Raw genomic sequence first — 15,428 nt, forward strand, 5'->3', positions numbered from 1 at the left:
GCGGACGGCATGCTCGGGGGCAAGACAGTGGCGGACAAGTACTGCGATCTGGTCATGAAAGGCGGCATCACCAGCGGCATCGTGTACCCCAATGCGGTACTGGCGCTGGCGCGAGAGTATCGCTTCAAGAGCATCGGCGGCACCTCGGCTGGTGCCATCGCTGCGGCGGTGGCGGCTGCGGCGGCGTGCGGTGATCGCCGCCAGCAGGCGGGCGAACACCTGCCCGGCGATGCCGGCTACGGTGGGCTGTCGGCGGTGTCGGCGCAGCTGTCGCGGCGCGGCTTCATCTACAGCCTGTTCCAGCCGGCACGGGGGGCGCGCGCGGCCTACCGGTTGCTGGTGGTGCTGACCGGTAATGCCGGCCTGCCGCACAAACTGCTGTGCCTGGCCGTTGCGGTGTTCGAGATCGCACCGCTGGAAGTGCTGGTGTCGCTGGCGCTGCTGCTCGGCCTGGGCTGGTGGGGCGGTGGCTGGAGCGGCGTGGCCGCCACGCTGCTGCCATCACTGCTTTGCGCGTACGGTGCGGGTGTGGCCGGTGCCGCGCTGCGCGTAGCGCGGGTGGCGCGGCGCAACCTGCTGGGCCTGTGCAGCGGCCTCGGCCGCGATGCGCGCACGCCGGCGTTGACCGAGTGGCTGCATGAGTGCCTGCAGCAGTTGTCCGGCAAGCCGCTGGATGCACCGCTGACCTTCGCCGACCTGCACGATGCGCCGCGCTATGCCGGTGAACCGGACAGCCCGCATGCGATCAGCCTGCAGATGATCACCACCTGCGTGTCGCACAACGAGCCGCGCACGCTGCCGCTCGGCGGTGCGCAGTTCTGGTTCCTGCGCGAGGAGTTCGAGCAGCTGTTCCCCGCCAGCGTGGTGCAGTGGCTGGTGAAGCAGGCCGGCCCGCCGCTGGAGGTGGAAGGACGGCAGTACTACCACCTGCCACAGGGCCCGAAGCTGCCGGTGCTGGTGGCCACGCGCATGAGCCTGAGCTTCCCGCTGCTGATCAGCGCGGTGCCGCTGCATGAGCCCTCGCGCCGCGAACGCCGCTGCGAACCGACCGCGCCTGCGGCCGACCAGGAGCACAACGTGGCCGACAGCATGGAAGGGCTGACCAGTGCCGGGCAGACCTGCGGCCCGGTGATCACCGCGTTCCGCATCTGCTGGTTCTCCGATGGTGGCATCAGCAGCAACTTCCCGATCCACCTGTTCGACGCCGCCCTCCCGCGCTGGCCGACGTTCGCGATCAATCTGGTCTACCCGCAGCATGCCGAAGACGTGAGCCACGGCAGCGATGGGCGACAGGCGCTGGAACATGCCGTGTTCCTGCCCACCGAGAACCGCCACGGCTGGCAGCGCACCTACCAGTCGATTGCCACGCCGCTGGCCGCGGCGGAGCTGGGTCGTTTCCTGTTCGCGGTGGTGGCGACCATGCAGAACTGGCGCGACCTGCTGCAGGCGCGTGCGCCGGGCTACCGCGACCGCATCGTGCACGTCAGCCTGCAGGGCGACGAGGGCGGCATGAACCTGGACATGCCGCAGGAGGTGCTGACCCGCATCGCCGACAAGGGCAGCCTGGCCGGTGCGCGCTTCTGTTCGTTCTCGTTCGAGAACCACTACTGGATCCGCTGGCGCAACCTGGCCTCGGCCTACCAGCGCTACACGCTGGAAGTGGCGCGCACCGATGATTCGGCGCAGCAGGTGCTGGCCTACCGCGCAGCGTACTCGATGGTTGCCAGTGGCCAGCCGACGCCGCCGTCGTACAAGCTGGGTTCGGAAGACAAGCGTCTGGCCTCGCAGCAGCTGTGGGGCTTGATGGTCGAGCAGGGACGTACCTGGGAAGACCTCGGCCCGGACCTTACTGACGGCGCACCGCGTCCGTTGCCGCAGATGAAGGTCACGCCGATCTACTGACCCGGTAGTAGATCCACGCCATGCGTGGATGGAACCCCATCGAGATCGAATATTTCGAACATTCATCGAAGAGCATCCACGCATGGCGTGGATCTACCGTGTCGACCAAGGTCGACACCTACCAGGGCAATACGTCGTTCCGACAGATGGCATGAACCTGTCGAAGGCGGGGTGGTGTCGGATTGCGGGGTGTCCGCGGCATGGATGCCGCGGCCAAGCCCCCAGGGACGGGTTCACGGCGTCCCCGCAATCCGACACCGCCCCGCCATCCCACGGAATGCCAGCTGTTGCTGTTGCTGTTGCTGTTGCTTCGGCTTCGGCAGGCGCAGGGCGCAGCCCTGCCGAAGCCTCTACCGCCCCGGCAACTGCGCGAACGCACGCTGCATACAGTCCTCGCGCGGGCACACCCGGCACCCGGGGCCGATCGATACCGAATTGCCCGGGCTCTGCACATCCAGCCCCAGTGAATACACCAGCCGCTCGGCATGCTGCAGATCGCAGCCCAGCGCTACCGCGAAGGTCTTGCGTGGCTGGCCATGGCCGACCGGACCGCTGCTGACCTGCCGTGCCAGCCAGAAATGGCGGCGCCCATCGGGCATGCGCGCGGTCTGGGTGAGGATGCGGCCGGGCTGGTTGAACGCCTCGTAGACGATCCACAGCGGGCACGAACCGCCCACCTGTGAGAAATGGAAATCGGTGGCCGAATGGCGCTTGGACACATTGCCGGCGCGGTCCACGCGGATGAAGAAGAACGGCAGCCCGGGCGCGCTGCGCCGCGCCAGCGTGCTCAGCCGATGGCAGACCGCTTCGAAGCCGACGCCGAACTGATGCGCCAGCAGTTCGATGTCGTAACTGCTGGTTTCGGCCGCACGCAGGAAGCGCATGTACGGCATCACCAGCGCGCCGGCGAAATAGTTGGAAAGACCGATCCGCGCCTGCGCGATGCGCGCGTCATCGGTGAACCCGGCGCGCGCCACCACCGCATCGATCTGCGGCAGGTACCCGCGAAGGGCCAGTTCGGCCGCCATCTGGAACGCCTGCTGGCCGGGCTCCAGGTAATCGGGCAGCCACAGCCGCCGCGAACTGGCATCGTATTGCCGCTTCTCGCGCCCGGCCTGCAGTGCGGCCACTTCCACCAGCACGCCATGGCGGTCGGCCAGCAGCTGGCGCAGCCGCGGTGCCACATGCCCGGGCGACAACCCCCATTCGGCGAACAGCTTCTCGGCCAGCTCGTCCAGCTCGGGAATGTGGTTGTGCATGCGGTTGAAGAATTCGCGCACCTGGTCGCCGACCGGCAGGGTGCTGCCGGCGCCGGGCTCGCCCAGCTGGAATTCCAGTGCGGCGGCATGCTCGCGCAGCGCCAGGTGGCGGCGATGCAGGTCCAGCAGGGCGCGGCTGACCTGCGGCAGGTTGCCGGCCAGCGCGCGCAGTTCGGTCGCGCTGACCTCGGCCAGGCCCAGGTCGCGCAGGGTTTCACCCAACGCTTCCTGCAGCGCGGCGGGCTCATCGTCGTCGAACAGGGAGGAAACATCGCCCAACACCTCGCCCAGCTTCTTCTGCACGGCCGGCGTGAGCGGGCGCTTGTTGCGCTCGATCTGGTTCAGGTAGCTGGCCGACAGCCCCAGCGCCCGTGCCAAGTCGGCCTGGCTGTAGCCGCGCTGCTCGCGCAGCCGCAGCAGGCGCAGGCCAAGTTGTCGCTGGGGGGCTGAATAATTCACAGAATTAACATGAATCGTCTGGCGTGTTGGCCAGATTAAGCGGATTCAGCCCGGAAATCGAGGTTGGTGCTGTGAATAATGCCAAGCATCTTTCGCACCCTGTGGGATTGTCGTCATGACTGTTGCAGCGCCCCGTATCCGCATGCTGATCGATGGCCAGTTCGTTGAATCGGCCACCTCCCACTGGCAGGACGTGATCAATCCGGCCACCCAGGACGTGCTGGCCAAGGTGCCGTTCGCCACCACCGGCGAAGTGGACGCCGCTGTCGCCGCCGCCAAGGAAGCCTTCAAGACCTGGCGCAAGACCCCGATCGGCACCCGGGCGCGCATCTTCCTGAAGTACCAGCAGCTGATCCGCGAGAACATGAGCGAGCTGGCGCACATCCTCACCGCCGAACAGGGCAAGACCCTGCCGGACGCCGAAGGCGATGTATTCCGTGGCCTGGAAGTGGTCGAGCACGCCGCCGCCATCGGCAACCTGCAGCTGGGCGAGCTGGCCAACAACGTGGCCAATGGCGTGGACACCTACACGATCATGCAGCCGCTGGGCGTGTGCGCCGGCATCACCCCGTTCAACTTCCCGGCGATGATCCCGCTGTGGATGTTCCCGATGGCGATTGCAACGGGCAACACCTTCATCCTCAAGCCGTCCGAGCAGGACCCGATGGTCACCATGCGCCTGGTCGAACTGGCGTTGGAAGCCGGTATTCCGAAGGGCGTGCTGAACGTCGTCCACGGCGGCGAGGAAGTGGTCAACGCGATCTGCGACCACCCGGACATCAAGGCGGTGTCGTTCGTCGGTTCCACCCGCGTCGGCACCCACGTGTACAACCGTGCCTCGCTGGCCGGCAAGCGCGTGCAGTGCATGATGGGCGCCAAGAACCACGCCGTGGTGCTGCCGGACGCCAACAAGGAGCAGACCCTCAACGCGATGGTCGGTGCCGCCTTCGGTGCCGCGGGCCAGCGCTGCATGGCTGCCTCCACCCTGGTGCTGGTCGGTGAAGCACGCAACTGGGTGCAGGACCTGGTCACCAAGGCCAAGACCCTGAAGGTCAGCGGCGGCACCGTGGCCGGCACCGATGTGGGCCCGGTCATTTCCTGCAGCGCCCGCGAGCGCGTGGAAGGCCTGATCGCCTCGGGCGTGGAGCAGGGCGCCAAGCTGGTGCTCGATGGCCGCAAGCCGCAGGTCGATGGTTTCGAGAAGGGCAACTTCGTCGGCCCGACCATCTTTGCCGGTGTCACCACCGACATGCGCATCTACCAGGAAGAAATCTTCGGGCCGGTGCTGGTCATCCTCGAAGCAGAGACGCTGGAAGAAGCCATCGCGATGGTCAACAGCAACCCGAACGGCAACGGCACCGCACTGTTCACCCAGTCCGGCGCCGCCGCGCGCAAGTTCCAGGAAGACATCGACGTCGGCCAGGTCGGCATCAACGTGCCGATCCCGGTGCCGGTGCCGCTGTTCTCGTTCACCGGTTCGCGCGCCTCCAAGCTGGGCGATCTGGGCCCGTACGGCAAGCAGGTGGTGCTGTTCTACACCCAGACCAAGACGGTCACCGCGCGCTGGTTCGATGACGAGACGCTCAGCCATGGCGTCAACACCACGATCAGCCTGAAGTAACGGCAGGAGCAGCCATGAGCCACTCGATGACGACGGAACTGGAAGAAGCGCAGCAGGCGTACCGCGAGGCGGCGCGCGACTTCGCACAGGCCGAACTGGCGCCGCACGCCGCGCGATGGGATGCGGAGGGCATCTTTCCGCGCGAGGCGATCGCCAAGGCCGGTGAACTGGGCTTCTGCGGTCTGTACATGGACCCGGAAGTGGGCGGCAGCGGCCTGAGCCGACTGGACGCCGCCGTCGTCATCGAGGAGCTCGCCAGCGTCGATCCGTCGACGGCGGCGTACATCAGCATCCACAACATGGCCTCGTGGATGGTGTCCAAGTGGGGCCAGCCGGCACTGCGCGATGCGTGGGGCACCGACCTGTCTTCGGGCAGCAAGCTGGCTTCGTACTGCCTGACCGAACCGGGTGCAGGTTCCGATGCGGCCTCGCTGAAGACCACCGCCGTGCGCGACGGTGACTTCTATGTGCTGAACGGCTCGAAGGCCTTCATTTCCGGCGCCGGTGCCACCGAGCTGCTGGTGGTGATGGCGCGTACCGGTGGTGCCGGTGCCGGCGGTGTCAGCGCCATTGCGGTGCCGGCGGACCTGCCGGGCATCAGCTTCGGCCGCAAGGAAGAGAAGATGGGCTGGAACAGCCAGCCTACCCGTGGCATCACCTTCGAAAACGTCCGCGTGCCGGTCAGCCACCTTCTGGGAGAGGAAGGTGGCGGCTTCAAGCTGGCGATGAAGGGGCTGGACGGCGGCCGCATCAACATTGCCGCCTGCTCGCTGGGTGCGGCGCAGGGCGCGCTGGATGCCGCGCGCCGCTACATGGGCGAGCGCCGCCAGTTCGGCAAGGCGCTGGCCGAGTTCCAGGCACTGCAGTTCAAGCTGGCCGACATGGTCACCCAGCTGGTGGCTGCACGGCAGATGGTGCACACCGCGGCGCGCAAGCTCGATGCCGGTGCCAGCGATGCCAACGTGTGGTGCGCGATGGCCAAGCGCTTCGCCACCGATGCCGGTTTCAACGTCTGCAACGAAGCACTGCAGATCCACGGTGGCTACGGCTACATCCGCGAATACCCGATCGAGCGCCTGCTGCGTGACTGCCGCGTGCACCAGATCCTGGAAGGCACCAACGAGATCATGCGGGTGATCGTTGCCCGTCACCTGCTCAACACCGAAGAGGAACTGCGATGAAGGATTGGCGTACCCAGGAGCACGTGGGCCTGAAGGTGGAGGTGGATGGCCACACCGCCGTGGTCACCCTGAACAACCCGCCGGCGCATACCTGGACCGTGCACAGCCTGTCGGCGCTGCGCGACCTGGTGGGCGCGCTCAACGCAGACCGCGACATCTACGCGCTGGTGATCACCGGTGACGGCGAGAAATTCTTCTCCGCCGGTGCCGACCTCAACCAGTTCGCCTCCGGCGACAAGGCCGCTGCACGTGAAGCCGCGCGCCGCTTCGGTGAAGCCTTCGAGGCCCTGTCCGGTTTCCGTGGCGTGTCGATCGCCGCGATCAACGGCTATGCCATGGGCGGTGGCCTGGAATGCGCGCTGGCCTGTGACCTGCGCATCATCGAAGACCATGCCCAGGTCGCGTTGCCAGAGGCCACCGTCGGCCTGCTGCCGTGCGCCGGTGGTACCCAGAACCTGCCGCGCCTGGTCGGCGAGGGTTGGGCCAAGCGCATGATCCTGCTGGGCGAGCGCATCAATGCCGAGACCGCACTGCGCATTGGCCTGGCCGAAGAAAAGGTCGGCAAGGGCGAAGCCAAGGCGCTGGCACTGGAATGGGCGAAGAAGGCCGGCAAGCAGAGCCCGACCAGCATCGCCGCCTGCAAGACCCTGGTGCAGGCCACCCGCACCGGCACCCACGCCTCGGCGCTGGTGGCCGAGCGCGAAGCCTTCGTCGACCTGTTCGACACCGCCGACCAGGTCGAGGGCGTGACCGCCTTCCTGGAAAAGCGCGCCGCGCAGTGGAAGAACGCATGAGCACCGACACCGCTGCCGACGAAGCACCGGTGCTGTTCGAAGAGCGCGTGGCCGGCAACGGCACGCGCATCGGCATCGCCACGCTCAATGCGCCGCGTACGCTCAACGGTTTCTCGCTGCCGATGGCGCACCTGCTGCTGAAGCAGTTGAATGCCTGGGCCGACGACGATGGCATCGCCATGGTGGTGCTGCAGGGCGCCGGCGAAAAGGCGTTCTGCGCCGGCGGTGACCTGCACAGCCTGTACAAGAGCATGGTCGCCTTCCGCGAGGCCGGCCGCCGCGACATCCGCGAGAACGACTACGCGGCCGAGTTCTTCGACGTCGAGTACCGCGTCGATTACCTCATCCACACCTACGCCAAGCCCATCCTGTGCTGGGGCCACGGCATCGTGATGGGCGGCGGCATCGGCCTGATGTCCGGCGCCAGCCACCGCGTGGTCAGTGAGCGCTCCAAGCTGGCCTTCCCGGAAATCACCGTCGGCCTGTTCCCCGATGTGGGTGGCAGCTGGCTGTTGCCGCGTGTGCCGGGCAAGGGCGGCCTGTTCCTGGCGCTGACCGGCGCGCTGCTCAATCCGGGCGATGCAATCTACGCCGGCCTGGCCGACGTGCATGTGGCCGAAGAACGCCGCAGCGCGGTGTTCGATGCACTGCTGCAGGTGGCCTGGTCGGGCGATGCCGCGCACAACCACGAGCGGCTCAGCCATCTGCTGCAATCGCATGCCAGCGATGCCGCGACCGGTCCGTTGCTGGCCAACGCGGCGCAGGTCGATGCGCTGTGCGAAGGCGATGACCTTGAAGCGATCGTCGCGCGCATCGCCGGTCTGCAGACCGACGATGCTTGGTTGCAGGCGGCACAGAAGACTCTCGCCGCCGGTGCATCGGGTTCGGCACGGTTGTCGTACGAGCTGCAGCGCCGCAGTGCCGGCCAGGATCTGGCCGCGATCTATCGACTGGAGTACATCGTCGCCCTGCATTGCGCCGCCCACGGTGATTTCGCCGAAGGCATCCGCGCGTTGCTGATCGACAAGGACCGCAATCCGCAGTGGAACCCGGCCACCCTGGCCGAGGCCACCGGCGCGTGGGCCGACACCTTCTTCGCTTCCCCCTGGGCCGATGCCGCGCATCCGCTGGCCGACCTGGGCACTCCCCTTGTTGAAAGGAGCCTTGCATGAGCCACATTGCATTCATCGGGTTGGGCAACATGGGTGGCCCGATGGCCGCCAACCTGGTCAAGAACGGCCACAGCGTGCGCGTGTTCGATCTGGTTCCGGCCGCGGTGCAGGCTGCCGTCGATGCCGGTGCCAGCGCGGCCGCATCGGCGCGCGAAACCCTGGCCGATGCCGAGGTGGTGATCTCGATGCTGCCGGCCAGCCGCCACGTCGAAGGCGTGTACCTGGGCGACGACGGCATCCTCGCCGCGATCCCGACCGGTGCGCTGGTCATCGACTGCAGCACGATCGCCCCGGCCAGCGCCCGCAAGGTCTCTGAGGCCGCCGCCGCGCGTGGCCTGCAGATGATCGACGCGCCGGTATCCGGCGGTACCGCCGGCGCCCAGGCAGGCACCCTGACCTTCATCGTTGGTGGCGAGGAGGACGCGCTGGAGCGCGCTCGCCCGGTGCTGCAGGCAATGGGCAAGAACATCTTCCACGTGGGCGCCAGCGGTGCCGGCCAGGTGGCCAAGCTGTGCAACAACATGGCGCTGGGCGTGATCATGGCCGTCACCGGCGAAGCCATCGCACTCGGCGTGGCGCACGGGCTGGACCCGAAGGTGCTGTCGCAGATGATGGCGGTCAGCACCGGCCGCAGCTGGGCCACCGAAGTGTGCAACCCGTGGCCGGGCGTGCTGGAAAACGCCCCGGCTTCGCGCGGCTACAGCGGCGGTTTCGGCAGTGATCTGATGCTGAAGGACATGGGCCTGGCGGTGGAAGCGGCGATGAGTGTCGGCGCTTCGATTCCGCTGGGCGAAGTGGCCCGGAACCTGTACTCGATGAATCACCAGGCCGGCCGCGGCAAGCTGGATTTCTCCAGCGTCGTGCAGCTCATCACGAGCGAGAAGTGACCTGGTAGCGCCGGCCGCTGGCCGGCAACCTCATGCCCCCGTGCGGGACAACGAAGGTGGGATGGGCGGATGTTCGGTTTCGACCGGCATCCGCCCATTTTTTTCTGCAGTGGTAGTGCCGGCCGCTGGCCGGCATCACCGCATCAGGCAACGATCAGCGTCACGTCGATGTTGCCGCGGGTGGCATTCGAGTACGGGCACACGATGTGCGCCTTCTGCACCAGCTCTTCCACCTGCTCGCGCGGCACGCCCGGCACGTTGATGGTCAGCTCGGCTTCGATGCCGAAACCGGTCGGGATCTGGCCGATGCCGACCTTGCCGGTGACAGTGGTGTCGGCCGGCAGCGCGACCTTGGCCTGGCCGGCCACGAACTTCAGCGCACCCAGGAAGCAGGCCGAGTAGCCAGCGGCGAACAGCTGTTCCGGGTTGGTGCCCGGGCCGCCGGCGCCACCCAGCTCGCGCGGGGTCGACAGCTGGATATCCAGCACGTTGTCGGACGAGACGGAACGGCCTTCACGGCCGCCGGTAGAGGTGGCCTGGGCGGTATACAGAACCTTTTCGATGGACATCGTGATGCTCCTGGTCAGTGGGTGGGTATTGCGTTGGAGCCTACTTTGCCTGGTTTCTGCGTACGTTGGGTTGCAATGCGTCCGAAAAACTTGATTGATCGTCCTGCCAGCCTAGATCGTCCACTCACGGTCGGTGGTGAACATGATGGTCAGCCAGCGGTCCGGCGAGGCCTCGCCCAGCGCATCGCCGATCTCGTCGCGCAGCAGGTCCCATTCCACCAAGGGCCGCGGCGGGTCGTTTTCCGGCACCACGAAGAACAGCTCGATCTGCTCGCCACGCCCCACCTGCGCCACGTAGCTGCGATGCTCGACGAAGCCATGCTTGGCCACGATCGCGTGTGCCACCGTGTCCACATGCGCCTGCAGTTCCGGCGGGGTGACCAGCAGGATGCCGGCCAGCGCACGGCGCACGGTGCCCAGCGGGGCGATCATCACCAGCACGCAGACGAAGGCGAGGATCGCCGGGTCGATGTAGGGCCCGACCCAGGCCAGCGAGGTGCCGCGCACCAGCACACCGCCGAGGAAGGCCAGCAGGTAGCAGGCCGACATGCTGGCGGCGATCACCCAGTTCTTCGCGTCCAGCGCGATGAACTCCGAACCGATGCGGCGGTTGGCACGCAGCACGAACCAGGCCAGCGCACCTTCGCCGACGATCGACAACCCGGCGAAGGCGATGGCCGGACCGAGCGCGATGTGGCGGCCACCGGACATCAGTGCATCCACCGCATTGACCAGTGCATACAGCGCCGCGCCGATCATCAATGTGCCGCTCACCCCCAGCACGATCGGCTCCAGGTGCCAGAAGCCCATGGTGAAGCGCTGGTTGAGCCGCGACTGCAGCGCATCGCTGCTGGTGGATAGAGCGATCAGCCGCGCGACCAGCAATGACAGCCAGGTCATCACCACATCGATCAGGCCGTAGATGCCATCGAAGATGATCAGCGAGGAATTGGCCAGCAGGCCGAACACCACCGCTGCCGCGGCCAGCAGCAGTGAGCCTGCGATGGACAGGCGCAGCACGCCTTGTTCGGTACGCGCATCGAAGAAGCGTTCGGGGGTGGCAGGCATGCGGGAATCCAGCGGGAAATGGGCTGCGGGAGCAGCGCGTTGCCATTCTATCCAGCCTGCAGCATGCCGCCGTGACCGCAGCCGTACAGCGCCTGGGAAAGTCACCGGACTGGTAACCGTTTGCGGATTGACGGGTGCACACCCGAAGCGTATCGTTTGTACCACGATGACATAGAAGCCTCCGGTGATCCCGGGGGCTTCTTTCGTTTACGCCATCGCGCGCTGCGATGCCATCGCCACCGGCCCTGACGTTCCTGTCGCGACCGTTCTGTTTTCCGCCCCGATCCTGCTTTTCCCGCGCCGTCCTGCTGACCGCGTGGGGCGCCGCCGTGCGCGCAGGTCGGGGCACTCCACATCCATCAACGAAGGAGGATTCGATGCCCCTGCTGACCCTTGAGCAGTGCCGCGCGCACTGCCGTATCGACGGCGACTTTGACGACACCATCCTGGGTGACCTGCTGGCAGCAGCCAGCGACGCGGCCGCAGCCTACCTGGGCCGCGAACTGTACGCCGACCAGACCGGGCTGGACCAGGCACTGGACCAGCTGCCGCAGGACATGGCGGCGGCGGTGACCGGGCATGAAGCCGCGGTTGCCGCCGCCAATGCCGAGACCAATGCGGCCAAGGCCAAGGCCATGCGGGATGTGGCCGATCGCCGCCTGGCCGTGGCGACCGCGCGCAGTGCACGCCTGCTGCTGGGCATGCCCGCCAACGACAGCATCCGTGCAGCGGTGCGCCTGCTGCTGGGCCACCTGTACGCCCACCGCGAAGCCGTGGTTGTCTCTGCGCAGATGCTTGACGACCACGCAGGTACTGCCGCCATTGCAATGGAGCTGCCGTTCGGCGTGGCCGCACTGCTCGATCCGTACCGACCGGCCGCAACGCCATGAACGCCGGCCACTTCAATCGCCGCATCCGCATCGAGCGCCAGAACGGCCAGCTCGATGCCTGGGGGCAGCCGCTGGACGCGTGGCAGCCGGTGGCCGAACTGTGGGCCGCCATCACCGCCGATGCAGCCGACAGCATGCAGCGGCTGACGCTGGAAAGCCGCCTGCCGGCAACGATCCGGCGCCAGCGGTTCCATGTCCGTCTGGGGTCCGCACGACAGGCCGGTATCCACGTCGGCATGCGCATCGTGCATGACGGTCGCGTTTTCAACATCACCGGCGTTGCTCCCGACTTCAGCCGGCGCCAGAGCACGGTGCTGTTCACCGAACAGTCGTCAGGCACTGCCTGAGCGACGCCAACCAGGACACCGCGATGAGTTACGAAGCACAGCTGCACGCGCTGCTGGCCCCGCTGCTGCAGGGCCGGCTGTATCCCGACGTCCCACCGGAACCGGTCATCTACCCGTGTGCCGTCTACCAGCAGATGGGTGGACAGTCCGTGTGGTTCAACGAAGGTTCCACTCCCGAACAGAAGCACGCTCGCGTGCAGCTGACCGTCTGGGCAGACAGTCGTGCCCAGGCCAACACCCTGATCCGGGAGATTGAGGATCAGGTCTGCGCAGGACTGCCGACCGCCGAGTCGTTCGGCGCTGCAATCGGCGTGCACGAGCCGGCACTGCACAAGTACGGCGCGCGGCTCGATTTCGGCCTGTGGTACGTCGACCTGTAAACCGCATCACCCGCGCAACACCCCAGCCCGGCAACCGCCGGGCTTTTTTTTCATCCAACGAGGAAATACACCATGGCACTCAAGCTTCCCAAGGGCACCCAGTTCGGTTTCGCACCGGTCGTCTCCACCGCGATCGCCACCACCGCGATCTCCAAGGCTGCGCCGGCACTGGCCAGCGTTGCCGCCAACAGCGTCGACACCGGCGATGTGGTGGTCATCGAACTGCCGGGCTGGCCGGCCCTGAACAACCGCGCCACCCGCGCCGGTGCTGAAGCCACCGGCAGCGTTGAACTGCTGGGCATCGACACCACCGACACCGTGCTGTTCCCGGGCACCAGCGGCGCCGGCGTGCTGCGCAAGGCCGGCGCCTTCGTCGACCTGGACCAGCAGGGCGACCCGACCACCGCCGGTGGCGAGCAGCAGTACTGGAGCGGCACCCTGCTGGAGGACCCGACCGGCCGCCAGGTGCAGATGCCGACTTTCAAGAACGCCAAGACCATTACCCTGCCGCTGTTCTACGACCCGAAGAAGCCGTGGTATTCGGCGCTGAAGAACGTTGATGCCAAGGGCGAACCGGTGATCCTGCGGGCAAAGCTGGTCGGGGGCGACGTGCTGTACTGGTACGGCTACCTGAGCTACAACGGCGACCCGACCATGGCCGCCAACACCCCGATGGGCACCACCGCGACCTTCACTGCGCTGGCCGATTCCATCCTGGTCGAGGGCGCCTGATGTTCCAGGTAAAGGCGCCGGAAAGCTTCAAGAGCACCCTGACCATCGTCGGTCACGGTCGCGAGCAGAAGCTCAACCTGACCTACCGGCACCTGTCGGTAGCCGACTACGCCGGCCTGCTGGAGCGGTTGGCCGAGGAGGAGCTGAGCGTGGCCCAGGCGATCCTGGACATCGTGGTGGAGTGGGATGCCGATGTGGCGCTGGATACCGCCGGCGTCGAGCTGGCCCTGCAGCAGCAAGCCGGCCTGGATGGCGCCATCATCGGTGGCTACACCCAGGCGCTGCAGGTCGCGCGCAAGGGAAACTGATCGAGGCGGTGGGGGCCCTGTACTGGCGGGCCCCCACCGAGGCCGAGCTGCAGCAGCTCGGTCTGAAGGCACGGCATTTCCCGCCACCGCAGGTCACGCTGTGGCCGGAGTGCGTACTTCCCATCGAGGTTTTCTCACGGGTTTCCACCCAGTGGCGCGTTGGCGCAGGTGGCCCGATCGGGCTGGATTACAACGTGGTCTACCGGGAACTGGAGCGCGAAGCGCTCGCACCAGACAAACGCGATGAGGTGATGGCGGGAATCCGCATCATCGAGCGTGCGGCGCTGGACCACATGCAGCAGCACTAAGCCGCCATCGACACCGGTCGATGGCTCCATCATGGCTCCGCCACTGCGCGGGGCCTTTCTTCATGTCAGGAGAATTTCATGAGCGATTCAACGCTCAGTGACTCGGCTGCCGCTGTCAAAGTCAGCGCGATCGTGGCCTCCGCCGCTCAAGCGGCAACGCAGGGTGTGAGCCAGCTCGCCAATGCTGCACAGCAGCTGCCCGTCCAGCTCACCCAGGCCACTGTACTGCACCAGGCACTGAACACTGTCATGAGCAGCAGTGTTTCCATGATGAACACACTGGTGCAGCAACTGACCGCCACGGCAATGAAAGCGGCTGCCACGCAGGCAGCGATCGAGAGCCGACAGGAAAACCCTCTGGGCACCGGTGCGCTGGGTGTCGCACCGTTTGCTTCGATCAACGTACCCGACTTCGTTGAAAAGCAGCGGAAGTACGGTAGTGGAATGCTCAACGGCGTGCCCCTGCTTCCGCCCGAGAAGAAAGAAACAACTGAGAAAGAAGACAAGAAGACGGGCTTTGCCGGTGCAGGAAAAGGCGTGGAGGCCGCCTTTGACAGCTATCTCAGCAAGGCTGAAGACACTGCGACAACGACGAAGGCGGCCTTCGACAAGGCTTTCGCCGGCGCCGAAACAGCGCTCTACAAGTTCGTGACTACAGGAAAGTCCGGCTTTCGCGAGCTCACCAAGGCCATCATCGCCGATCTCGAACGCATCGCTCTTCAGCAGGCGATCGTATGGGGGGTGAAAACCATTGCCAGCTTCTTTGGTGGCGCCAGCGCAGCGCCCAGTTCCAGCTTCGCAAGCGGCTTCGGCAACAACACCGGCTGGCTGAGCAGCGGCAACATGACGCCCAATGCGCTTGGCGGCGTCTACGCATCGCCCAGCTTGTCGGCCTATTCCGGCGGCATCTACAACACCCCGCAGCTGTTCGCCTTCGCCAAGGGTGCCGGCGTATTCGGCGAAGCGGGACCGGAAGCGATCATGCCGCTGCAGCGCGGACCGGACGGCCGCCTGGGTGTGGCCGCGCACGGTGGCGGCGGTGGCGGCGGAGTGGGTGTAAGCATCCGCATCGACAACAACGGTGGCAAGGAAGTCACCACCAACGAAAGCATGCTGCAGCAGTTCGGCAACGAGATCGGCCAGTTCGTGGAACGCAAGTACCGCGAACTGCAGAGTCGTGACCTGAAGGCAGGTGGTGTGCTCAGCAGGAGTGCCATGTAATGACCGATACCTTCACCTGGCCGGCAACCAGCCAGAGCACCGGGACCACCACCGCCGCCGTGAAGCGCGCGAAGTTCGGTGATGGCTATGCGCAGGCCGCCGCTGATGGCCTGAACGCCACCTCGCGCAGTTACCAGCTGCAGTTCGTAGGCAACCGCAGGACGATCAACGAAATCGTTGCTTTCCTGGATGGTCATGCCGGCCGCAGCTTCCTGTGGAAGGGGCCACTGGGGCAGGGGCTGTACATGTGTGACTCCTACACCGACAGCCATCTCGGTGGACAGGTCTCGACCATCACCGCCACGTTCGAGCAGACCTTCCAGGCGTAGG

At 66.4% G+C, this 15,428-nt stretch carries 17 protein-coding genes; 14 read left to right on the top strand and 3 right to left on the bottom strand.

What is annotated here, in order from left to right; all coding sequences use genetic code 11:
- Window positions 1–9 precede the first annotated feature (9 nt).
- Window positions 10–1,902 carry a patatin-like phospholipase family protein gene (locus CCR98_RS01160; protein ID WP_087921194.1) on the top strand — a complete coding sequence of 631 codons (1,893 nt, stop codon included), beginning with the start codon at window positions 10–12 and terminating at the stop codon, window positions 1,900–1,902.
- A 350-nt stretch (window positions 1,903–2,252) separates the two neighbouring features.
- Here the strand turns inward: CCR98_RS01160 and CCR98_RS01165 are convergent, their stop codons facing one another.
- Window positions 2,253–3,620, bottom strand: coding sequence for a short-chain fatty acyl-CoA regulator family protein (locus tag CCR98_RS01165; protein ID WP_087921195.1), 1,368 nt, complete (start codon window positions 3,618–3,620; stop codon window positions 2,253–2,255).
- Window positions 3,621–3,735: 115 nt separating this feature from the next.
- On the opposite strand from CCR98_RS01165, the gene CCR98_RS01170 reads away from it, so the two are divergent.
- From CCR98_RS01170 to mmsB, 5 genes are read left to right on the top strand one after another with little or no spacing between them, the layout of a single operon-like run.
- Window positions 3,736–5,241: a CoA-acylating methylmalonate-semialdehyde dehydrogenase gene (locus CCR98_RS01170; protein ID WP_049399840.1), complete on the top strand. Its 1,506-nt coding sequence runs from the start codon at window positions 3,736–3,738 to the stop codon at window positions 5,239–5,241.
- A gap of 14 nt (window positions 5,242–5,255) precedes the next feature.
- Window positions 5,256–6,422 carry an acyl-CoA dehydrogenase family protein gene (locus CCR98_RS01175; RefSeq protein ID WP_087921196.1) on the top strand — a complete coding sequence of 389 codons (1,167 nt, stop codon included), beginning with the start codon at window positions 5,256–5,258 and terminating at the stop codon, window positions 6,420–6,422.
- A complete protein-coding gene (locus CCR98_RS01180; protein ID WP_087921197.1) occupies window positions 6,419–7,216 on the top strand; it encodes an enoyl-CoA hydratase in 798 nt (265 codons plus the stop codon). Before CCR98_RS01175 ends, CCR98_RS01180 begins: the two co-directional genes overlap by 4 nt.
- Window positions 7,213–8,388, top strand: coding sequence for an enoyl-CoA hydratase/isomerase family protein (locus CCR98_RS01185; RefSeq protein WP_087921198.1), 1,176 nt, complete (start codon window positions 7,213–7,215; stop codon window positions 8,386–8,388). Before CCR98_RS01180 ends, CCR98_RS01185 begins: the two co-directional genes overlap by 4 nt.
- Window positions 8,385–9,275, top strand: coding sequence for a 3-hydroxyisobutyrate dehydrogenase (gene mmsB, locus CCR98_RS01190; protein WP_087921199.1), 891 nt, complete (start codon window positions 8,385–8,387; stop codon window positions 9,273–9,275). Before CCR98_RS01185 ends, mmsB begins: the two co-directional genes overlap by 4 nt.
- Before the next feature lie 143 nt (window positions 9,276–9,418).
- Here the strand turns inward: mmsB and CCR98_RS01195 are convergent, their stop codons facing one another.
- The gene (locus CCR98_RS01195; protein WP_004153735.1) at window positions 9,419–9,844 is read right to left on the bottom strand and encodes an organic hydroperoxide resistance protein; all 426 of its coding nucleotides are present in this window, start codon (window positions 9,842–9,844) and stop codon (window positions 9,419–9,421) included.
- A gap of 111 nt (window positions 9,845–9,955) precedes the next feature.
- Entirely contained in the window at window positions 9,956–10,912 is a 957-nt protein-coding gene (locus tag CCR98_RS01200; protein ID WP_087921200.1) for a cation transporter, read from the bottom strand.
- Window positions 10,913–11,289: 377 nt separating this feature from the next.
- Between CCR98_RS01200 and CCR98_RS01205 the strand changes: the two genes are divergently transcribed.
- The 8 genes from CCR98_RS01205 to CCR98_RS01240 all read left to right on the top strand — a co-directional run bounded on the left by CCR98_RS01205 (window position 11,290) and on the right by CCR98_RS01240 (window position 15,427).
- Window positions 11,290–11,802, top strand: coding sequence for a head-tail connector protein (locus CCR98_RS01205; protein ID WP_087921201.1), 513 nt, complete (start codon window positions 11,290–11,292; stop codon window positions 11,800–11,802).
- Entirely contained in the window at window positions 11,799–12,149 is a 351-nt protein-coding gene (locus CCR98_RS01210; protein WP_087921202.1) for a head-tail adaptor protein, read from the top strand. Before CCR98_RS01205 ends, CCR98_RS01210 begins: the two co-directional genes overlap by 4 nt.
- 23 nt (window positions 12,150–12,172) lie before the next feature.
- Complete coding sequence (locus CCR98_RS01215) at window positions 12,173–12,529, top strand: DUF3168 domain-containing protein (protein ID WP_087921203.1); 357 nt, start codon at window positions 12,173–12,175, stop codon at window positions 12,527–12,529.
- A gap of 72 nt (window positions 12,530–12,601) precedes the next feature.
- Window positions 12,602–13,261 (top strand): phage tail protein, encoded by a 660-nt coding sequence (locus CCR98_RS01220; protein ID WP_087921204.1) that lies wholly within the window; start codon window positions 12,602–12,604, stop codon window positions 13,259–13,261.
- Window positions 13,261–13,569 carry a phage tail assembly chaperone gene (locus CCR98_RS01225; protein WP_087921205.1) on the top strand — a complete coding sequence of 103 codons (309 nt, stop codon included), beginning with the start codon at window positions 13,261–13,263 and terminating at the stop codon, window positions 13,567–13,569. Before CCR98_RS01220 ends, CCR98_RS01225 begins: the two co-directional genes overlap by 1 nt.
- An 8-nt stretch (window positions 13,570–13,577) precedes the next feature.
- Window positions 13,578–13,877 (top strand): DUF1799 domain-containing protein, encoded by a 300-nt coding sequence (locus CCR98_RS01230; RefSeq protein ID WP_087921206.1) that lies wholly within the window; start codon window positions 13,578–13,580, stop codon window positions 13,875–13,877.
- 78 nt (window positions 13,878–13,955) lie between these two features.
- Entirely contained in the window at window positions 13,956–15,098 is a 1,143-nt protein-coding gene (locus CCR98_RS01235; RefSeq protein WP_087921207.1) for a phage tail tape measure protein, read from the top strand.
- Window positions 15,098–15,427 (top strand): phage tail protein, encoded by a 330-nt coding sequence (locus CCR98_RS01240; protein WP_087921208.1) that lies wholly within the window; start codon window positions 15,098–15,100, stop codon window positions 15,425–15,427. The genes CCR98_RS01235 and CCR98_RS01240 overlap by 1 nt, the downstream gene beginning before the upstream one ends.
- The last annotated feature ends 1 nt before the right edge of the window (window position 15,428 follow it).

The organism is Stenotrophomonas sp. WZN-1 (assembly GCF_002192255.1).
In the GTDB taxonomy this organism is placed as follows: Bacteria; Pseudomonadota; Gammaproteobacteria; order Xanthomonadales; family Xanthomonadaceae; genus Stenotrophomonas.

Coding starts and splice junctions, on each gene's coding strand:
- CCR98_RS01160 (WP_087921194.1), top strand. CDS start 10: ATGCTCGGGGGCAAGACAGTGGCGGACAAGTACTGCGATCTGGTCATG.
- CCR98_RS01170 (WP_049399840.1), top strand. CDS start 3,736: ATGACTGTTGCAGCGCCCCGTATCCGCATGCTGATCGATGGCCAGTTC.
- CCR98_RS01175 (WP_087921196.1), top strand. CDS start 5,256: ATGAGCCACTCGATGACGACGGAACTGGAAGAAGCGCAGCAGGCGTAC.
- CCR98_RS01180 (WP_087921197.1), top strand. CDS start 6,419: ATGAAGGATTGGCGTACCCAGGAGCACGTGGGCCTGAAGGTGGAGGTG.
- CCR98_RS01185 (WP_087921198.1), top strand. CDS start 7,213: ATGAGCACCGACACCGCTGCCGACGAAGCACCGGTGCTGTTCGAAGAG.
- mmsB (WP_087921199.1), top strand. CDS start 8,385: ATGAGCCACATTGCATTCATCGGGTTGGGCAACATGGGTGGCCCGATG.
- CCR98_RS01195 (WP_004153735.1), bottom strand. CDS start 9,844: ATGTCCATCGAAAAGGTTCTGTATACCGCCCAGGCCACCTCTACCGGC.
- CCR98_RS01200 (WP_087921200.1), bottom strand. CDS start 10,912: ATGCCTGCCACCCCCGAACGCTTCTTCGATGCGCGTACCGAACAAGGC.
- CCR98_RS01205 (WP_087921201.1), top strand. CDS start 11,290: ATGCCCCTGCTGACCCTTGAGCAGTGCCGCGCGCACTGCCGTATCGAC.
- CCR98_RS01210 (WP_087921202.1), top strand. CDS start 11,799: ATGAACGCCGGCCACTTCAATCGCCGCATCCGCATCGAGCGCCAGAAC.
- CCR98_RS01215 (WP_087921203.1), top strand. CDS start 12,173: ATGAGTTACGAAGCACAGCTGCACGCGCTGCTGGCCCCGCTGCTGCAG.
- CCR98_RS01220 (WP_087921204.1), top strand. CDS start 12,602: ATGGCACTCAAGCTTCCCAAGGGCACCCAGTTCGGTTTCGCACCGGTC.
- CCR98_RS01225 (WP_087921205.1), top strand. CDS start 13,261: ATGTTCCAGGTAAAGGCGCCGGAAAGCTTCAAGAGCACCCTGACCATC.
- CCR98_RS01235 (WP_087921207.1), top strand. CDS start 13,956: ATGAGCGATTCAACGCTCAGTGACTCGGCTGCCGCTGTCAAAGTCAGC.
- CCR98_RS01240 (WP_087921208.1), top strand. CDS start 15,098: ATGACCGATACCTTCACCTGGCCGGCAACCAGCCAGAGCACCGGGACC.